At 69.9% G+C, this 6,690-nt stretch carries 8 protein-coding genes; 3 read left to right on the top strand and 5 right to left on the bottom strand.

Going from position 1 to position 6,690, the window contains the following annotated elements; translation table 11 throughout:
• Nucleotides 1-568: 568 nt before the first annotated feature.
• Nucleotides 569-973 (bottom strand): response regulator, encoded by a 405-nt coding sequence (locus A5481_RS09880; protein ID WP_048435776.1) that lies wholly within the window; start codon nt 971-973, stop codon nt 569-571.
• A gap of 182 nt (nt 974-1,155) precedes the next feature.
• Nucleotides 1,156-1,770: a PAS domain-containing protein gene (locus A5481_RS09875; protein WP_082173318.1), complete on the bottom strand. Its 615-nt coding sequence runs from the start codon at nt 1,768-1,770 to the stop codon at nt 1,156-1,158.
• A 538-nt stretch (nt 1,771-2,308) separates the two neighbouring features.
• On the opposite strand from A5481_RS09875, the gene A5481_RS09870 reads away from it, so the two are divergent.
• Nucleotides 2,309-3,535: a cytochrome P450 gene (locus tag A5481_RS09870; protein WP_048435778.1), complete on the top strand. Its 1,227-nt coding sequence runs from the start codon at nt 2,309-2,311 to the stop codon at nt 3,533-3,535.
• Between the two features lie 70 nt (nt 3,536-3,605).
• Here the strand turns inward: A5481_RS09870 and A5481_RS09865 are convergent, their stop codons facing one another.
• Entirely contained in the window at nt 3,606-4,304 is a 699-nt protein-coding gene (locus A5481_RS09865; RefSeq protein WP_048435779.1) for a glutathione S-transferase family protein, read from the bottom strand.
• Between the two features lie 112 nt (nt 4,305-4,416).
• Between A5481_RS09865 and A5481_RS09860 the strand changes: the two genes are divergently transcribed.
• Nucleotides 4,417-4,989 (top strand): TetR/AcrR family transcriptional regulator, encoded by a 573-nt coding sequence (locus A5481_RS09860; protein ID WP_048435780.1) that lies wholly within the window; start codon nt 4,417-4,419, stop codon nt 4,987-4,989.
• Between the two features lie 19 nt (nt 4,990-5,008).
• Here the strand turns inward: A5481_RS09860 and A5481_RS09855 are convergent, their stop codons facing one another.
• On the bottom strand, nt 5,009-5,341 hold the full coding sequence (locus tag A5481_RS09855; RefSeq protein ID WP_048435781.1) for a DUF1127 domain-containing protein: 333 nt from the start codon (nt 5,339-5,341) through the stop codon (nt 5,009-5,011).
• A gap of 147 nt (nt 5,342-5,488) precedes the next feature.
• On the opposite strand from A5481_RS09855, the gene A5481_RS09850 reads away from it, so the two are divergent.
• Nucleotides 5,489-6,361, top strand: coding sequence for a LysR substrate-binding domain-containing protein (locus A5481_RS09850; protein ID WP_048435782.1), 873 nt, complete (start codon nt 5,489-5,491; stop codon nt 6,359-6,361).
• A 13-nt stretch (nt 6,362-6,374) separates the two neighbouring features.
• On the opposite strand, the gene A5481_RS32280 is transcribed toward A5481_RS09850, so the two are convergent.
• On the bottom strand, nt 6,375-6,548 hold the full coding sequence (locus tag A5481_RS32280; RefSeq protein WP_082173317.1) for a Flp family type IVb pilin: 174 nt from the start codon (nt 6,546-6,548) through the stop codon (nt 6,375-6,377).
• Nucleotides 6,549-6,690 lie beyond the last annotated feature (142 nt).

Genomic DNA, 6,690 nt, shown 5'->3' with positions numbered 1-6,690 from the left:
GTCGTCCGAGAAAGGGGGTCGGCCAACGATGGGCCGCGAGGCCGACCGCAGGGCGACGGAGATCGTGTCGTGGACCGTGCGGCAACGTGATCGGGCGCTGCTCTAGCGGCAGGCCGTGGATTGGCCTCACGACGAAGGCATGCTCCCGACCCGTCTGCCGACGGCTCACGACTCACCGGGGCGAGCGGCTCGCGCCGCGCCTCGGCAGACGCCAATCGAGAGCCGGAAAACCTGTGCCGCCGACACGCGGCCGATTGCACGCAGCCCGTTCGATCCGCCCGGCCAGGTCGAGGTTCACCGCGGCGCGCACAATGATGCCGTTCCGTAGCGGCTCGGCACCTCATCGAGTCCGTGCCGCCAGCTCACGGCCTCGGTCAGGTGCGATTGCCGCATCTCTGCGCAATGGCCGCATCGACTGCCGACTTCGTCTCTGACGAGCCCCGTTCGCTTCGATGAAGGCGGAATAACAAATTGCCGTATTGTGGAATTTTGCCTTCGACCCTGTTTGTCACACGCCATGTTTTGATCTGTGAAATTCATGAAATACTTTTCAAGATACAGAAATATATCAATCTCGCAACGGCTCCGGTCGCTCGCCGTCCGGAAACAACTCCTTGAGACGATCATGGACGAGGTCGGCCGAGAACGGCTTGTTGAGGAACACGGCGCCCTCCGGCAGGTCGTCCGGACCGGGTGAGCGCTCGCCCGAGGCGACCAGGATCCTGATGTCCGGCCAACGCCGTGCCGTTTCACGCGCCAAGCTGAATCCGTCGCCGTCGCCCGGCATCTGCACGTCGGTGAAGAGCAGGTCTACCCGACCCGCATGCTCCTCGAGGAGACCGGTCGCCTGCGCGACGTTGCCCGCCTCAAGGGCTTGAAATCCCGCATCCTCGATGATCGCGCAGGCATCCATACGGATCATCGCGTCATCATCGGTAACAAGGGCGAAGGGCCGACGCGATCGATCACTCATACGTCCACAATGCCGGTGACAGCCCGGAGTTTCATGCACCGGCGGTTGATCGCTCCGGCCGGGCGCAAGGCCGGGATCGGTGCGGCGCCGGGAACCCCCAAACCCGTCGCTCACGGTTCGTGAGCGCGGCGGGTGCGTGCCATGCCCGCCCCCGAGAATGCACGAATTCGCTGACATGCCCCTCAGTGGAACCGATCGCCGGGATCGGGCGCAGCCGAGCTTCGTGCAAGCAGCACTCCCGCCATCGTCAGAGCATGCCGCAGCACGGGCAGCATCTCCTTGGCACCGTCGTGCTCGATGAGGCCATGCGCCATCAGCAGGTAGTCGGCGACGGCCTCCAACGGCGTGCCGGGGGGCGTCGCCGCGTTCAACGGCGGGGGAATGAAACGTGCCATCGTACCGCAGGCGATCGGCGGCTCCGGATCGCTCGGGCTGATCTCCGTCAGGGAGCCGAGATAGCCGAGGAAGGTGCGATCGGGCGGGCCGTAGGACGGGACGGCACCGATCACGACCCAGGCGTAGCTTCCATCGGCGCGACGGAGCCGGAGGCGGAGGCTGTACTCGCTCGGCCGGTCTCGGACACGACGCAGGAAGGCGGCGGCAGGTTCATGGTCGCCGGGATGCACACACCGGAACCAGCCGTGTTGCACGGCATCAGCGGCAGGCTGCCCGGTGAAGGCAGACCATTCCGGGCTGACATAGGTGACGCCGCCACGCGCGTTCGCGACAAAGATCAACGGTGCGACCTCCTCGTCATGGAGCCGGAATAAAGTGTTTACCTCTCCGGCATCGAGCAAAATCGGCAACGCGATCGATCAAATGATGACGCACGGAAAGATGATCGGCGTTCACAAAAGTATGGGCGCGTGACGTGCTGCTGTCCACCCCCAGCAGAGATCCGCACGGTGACGCTGATCGGACGCGCATTCGACATGCCATACCCCACCACCTGACGAACGGGGGCGGTCGGAGGTGCCGGGCGATGGGCCGAACGCCTCGCCGGCGACGGGTCGATGCATCGGCGCGTCGGCAGCGATCGTATCGGGTGGGAATGCGTGCGTGGGCGCTGGGCTGACGGCGGCGGCCGCTCCCATTCCTGTCGCTCCATTCCTGTATCGGGCAGGGTGCAAAGATCGCGGCAGGCGAGCCCGCCCGACAGAACGACCATGCAACGGGACGGATGCCGCATCGGCCCGCACGGGCCGGCGCGACCGGCGGACGGCCATCCGGCACGCCCACTCGTCCCATGGGAAAGGTTCCGTCACCCGAAGGCGCACGCTGAAATCCGGCCCGTTCCGGTTCATGATGCCCGCCATCGACCACAGGAGGGTGACGATGGCCACACCCACGCACGCGGCCGCCCCGCCGACCGACCTCGTGGTCGTCCCGCGCGCCGTGCTGGAGGCCGATCCCCACGCGGTGCTCGCGCGCCATCGCGCGGTCGTGCCGTGCATCCGGACCGACGACGGCGTCGTCATGCTGCTGCGGGCCGGCGACGTCCAGGCCCTCGTCGCGGATCCGCGCACCCGGCAGGTGGAGACCGAGTTCGCGCTGCTGCGCGGCATCACGGCGGGGCCGCTGTTCGAGTTCTTCCGGCAGACGGTGCTCCTGTCGAACGGCGAGGTCCACCGGCGCCGGCGCGCCCCGATCGCCCGCGCCTTCGCGTTCCAGGTCGTGGCGGCCTTGCGCCCGCGCATCCGCGCGCTCGCCGAAGGCCTCGTGGCCGAGCACCGGCCGAGCGGCCGGATGCACCTGCTCGCCGACTACGCCGCTCTCCTCCCCGCGCAGGCGATCGCGCTGATCCTCGGGCTGCCCGAGCGCGACGTGCCGGACTTCACGGCCTGGGTCTACGCGATGTCGCGCGCCCTCACCTCGGCCTGGGGACCGGCGGACTTCCCCGAGAGCGACGCGGCGGCGCGCCGGCTCATCGCCTACGTCGAGGACCTCGTGGCGCAGCGCCGCCGCTCCCCGCGGGACGACCTGATCTCCGCCCTGCTGCCGGCGATCGACGAGGACGACCCGGAGGCGGCCGCGGAGACGCGCATGCAGATCGTCTCGCTGATCCTGGCAGGCAGCGACACCACGCGCGCCGCGCTCGCGATCCAGGCCGGCCTCCTGCTCGCGGACCGGGCGCAATGGGAGGCGGTCTGCCGGGACGAGGCGCTGATCCCGGGGGCGGTGGCCGAGGCGTTGCGCTTCGAGCCGGCGGTCGGCTCGTTCCCGCGCTTCGCCCTGGCCGAGATCCCCCTGGAGGGCGCCGTGCTGCGAGCCGGCACGCTGATGTCCTTCTCGACGCTGTCGGCGATGCGCGACCCGGCCGTCTACGCCGACCCGGACGTGTTCGACATCCGCCGGAGCGACCATCCGCGCTGGCACCCGGTGTTCGGCGGCGGCGTGCACCGCTGCCTCGGCGAGGCGCTGGCCCGCATCGAATTGGAGGAGGGCCTGCGGGCGCTCACGCGCGGGCTTCCCGACCTGCGCGCGGATCGGCCGCTCGTCGTGCGGGGATCGGCCGCGATCCGCCGCGTCGACGAGCTGCCGGTGTCGTGGCCCACGGGGTGAGGGGCGGCCCCGGCCCTTCCCCAGGTCGCCGCCTCTCGCGACGGCCGGACGCGATCGTCCGGGGAGCCCGTCACCTCGCGCCGTCGAGCTCCGCGACGCCGCTGTTGCGATCGGCATAGGCGGCCCGGAACGCCGGACGCATCTGCCAGCGGCGCCAGAATGCGTCGAGGTGCTCGAACCGCTCGTCGAGGGGCGTCGCGTTCACCGGGAACTTCGAGAACGCCACCGCCGTCGCCAGGGTGATGTCCGAGAAGGTCGGCTCGTCGCCGCCGAGCATCCAGTCGCGGCCGTCGGAGAGATGCCGGTCGACCAGCGCCGCATGGGCCAGCGCCTCCTTGCGGCAGTGCTCGCCCCAGGCCGGGTTGTGCGTCAGCTCGAGCTTCGGCCCCAGGCCCCGGTGCAGGACGTGGAACATCGTGGTGATGCGATAGAGGATGTGGACCCAGATGCGGTTGTCCCACATCGCGTCGAGACCCTGTTCCATCGGCGTCTCGCCCATGATGCGGCGGCCGGGGAAGCTCTGGTCGAGGTAGCGGACGATGGCGGCCGTCTCGGACAGGATGGTGCCGTCGGCAAGGCGCAGGGTCGGCGTCTCGCCCCACGGGTTCATCTTGAGGTGGCGCCACTGCCGCTGCTCGCCGCCGGGGGCCATGTCGTAGATGTGCTCCTCAAACCGGTCGGCGATGCCCTTCTCGTGCAGGAACAGGCGCACGCGCTGCGGGTTCGGGAAGGCCGAGGGCGAGGTGAAGAGGCAGGGCTTGTCCGTCATCGGGGCTTCCTCGCGATCATTGTCTACCTGCCGTCAGGTAGGTAGCCCGACATAAGGGCTTCACGACCCGGCTGTCAAAGCCTATCTATCGTCAGGTATCGAGGGATCGGGAATGGCGGGCGACACCAGGGAGCGGATCATGGAATCCGCGCGGCTCACCGTTCAGGATCTCGGATACGGCGGCCTGAGCTTTCGCGAGCTGGCCAAGGATGTCGGCATCAAGAGCGCCAGCATCCACTACTACTTCCCCACCAAGGGGGACCTCGGCGAGGCGATCCTGCGCCGGTACGTCGACCGCTACGCCGCCTTCCTGGATGGGCTTCTGGACGGGCTCCCGGGGACGGGCGCCGATCGTGCCGCCCTGATGGGCCGGTACACCGACATGTTCCGGAGCACGCTGCTCAACGGCAACCGCCTGTGCCTGGCCGGGATGCTGTCGGCCGAGCGCAACGAGCTTCCGGCCGGAATCTGCGCCGAGATTGTCCGGTGGGGGGCGATGAACGAGGGCTGGATCGCGCGCGTGCTCGGCCTGGGCGGGGCCGGCGACCGGGAGGGCCTCCGGTCCCGTGCCGCGGCCCTGTTCGCGGCCGTGTCCGGCGCGCAGGTGGTCGCGCATGGCCGCAACGACGTCGCCGTCTACGACGACATCATCGCGGCCTATCGCGCGAGCGGCCTCGTCCCGTAAGGCCGGGAGCGGCCGCGGCTCACGCCTCCCGCGCGCGCGCGTCCACCGGCTGCCCGTCCCGGGCGGCGAGGCGCAGGCTCACGGCCGGCGGCGGGGGCTGGCGCCGCGCGCGACGTCGATGCACCAGGGGAAGGGTCGGGTCCTGCCGGAAGGGGAGATCGAGCACGCCTTCCACGTCGCTGCGGGTGAGGCCGATGTCCTTCAGCCCGCGGTCGTCGAGTTCGGCGAGGCGATAGGCGGCGCGGCGGTTGATCCACAGGGTGACGATCCGGGCCACGATCTGCGCGGCCTTGCGGCCGTAGCCGGGCGCGAGCGCGAGAACACCGAAGAGGGGGGCGAAGCTGATCGTCATCGTGGTCTCCGGCGGGAGCTGCCCGCGAACCTCGTCACGCGCCGGCCATCGCTCTTCCGCTGGCTCCTTCATAGCCCCGCCTCGTCGATGCGTTGAGCGAATGCTTGAGATGTGTCACATCACGGAGATTGATAACGGAGCGTCCCGGTGCATCCCCTCGACATCGACCAGCTCCGGACCCTGGTGGCGATCGCCGAGAGCGGCTCGTTCACCCGGGCGGCGGAAGGCGTGCACAAGACGCAATCCGCCGTCTCGATGCAGATGAAGCGGCTCGAGGAGCGGATCGGGCGCGAGATCTTCGCCAAGGCCGGACGCGGCGTGCGGCTGACCGACGACGGCGAGCGGCTGCTGGACTACGCCCGGCGCATCGTGCGGCTGCAGACCGAGTGCCTGGCGACCTTCGAGGAGGGCGACCTCGCCGGCCGGGTGCGGCTGGGCCTGCCGGACGACTACGCCGACCGCTACCTGCCGGAGATCCTCGGGCGCTTCGCCCGCACCCATCCCCGGGCCGAGGTCACGGTGGTGTGCGAGCCGACCGACATGCTGGCCGACCGGATCGCCGACGGCGACATCGACCTCGCCATCGTCACGGAGGCGAAAGGCCGGCGCAACGTCGAGACGATCCGCACCGAGGCCCTGCTCTGGGTCACGTCGGGCCGCCACGCGGTCCATGCCGAGCAGCCGGTGCCCCTCGCCCTCGGCCGGCCGGACTGCAACTGGCGCCGGGCCGCGATCGAGGCGCTGGAGCGCGGCGGGCGCCAGAGCCGGATCCTGTTCGTGAGCTTGAACTCGACCGCGGTCGGGGCGGCGGTGCTGGCCGGGCTGGCGGTCTCCGTCCTGCCGGAGAGCGCGCTGCGCCCCGGCATGCGGGTGCTCGGGCCGCAGGACGGCTTCGCGAGCCTGCCGGCCTGCCGCATCGGGCTGATGCGCCACCGCACCGGCGAACCCAACCCCCTCGCCGACATCCTGGCCGGGCAGATCCGGCAATGCCTCGACAATCTCGGGATGGCGGCCGAGTGACGGCCGGAGGCTCTCAGCTGAGGGCGGCGAGGAACCTGGTCTTGATGTTGTTGAACAGGCTGCCGGCCGAGTCGCCGTAGGTGGCGAGTGCCGCCGTCAGCGCGAGGAAGATCAGGCCGGCGATCAGGGCGTACTCGATCGCGGTCGTCCCGGACGGATCGCGAAGGAACCGTCGGACCGCCCTCATGTCCCGCGATCTGCCAAGCACGTCGAAGTCTCCCGGTCCGCCGGGGCGGACACTAGGACGGGACATCCTCATCAGGCGTTAATGAGATGCCGGAAACACCCCCCATGACGCTGGGTCATGCACGCGACCATGGGGGGGGGGG

The sequence above is a fragment of the Methylobacterium platani genome (assembly GCF_001653715.1).
GTDB lineage: Bacteria > Pseudomonadota > Alphaproteobacteria > Rhizobiales > Beijerinckiaceae > Methylobacterium > Methylobacterium platani.
Note: the sequence above shows the minus strand (reverse complement) of the source record. Positions and strands in the feature narration are given on the sequence as shown.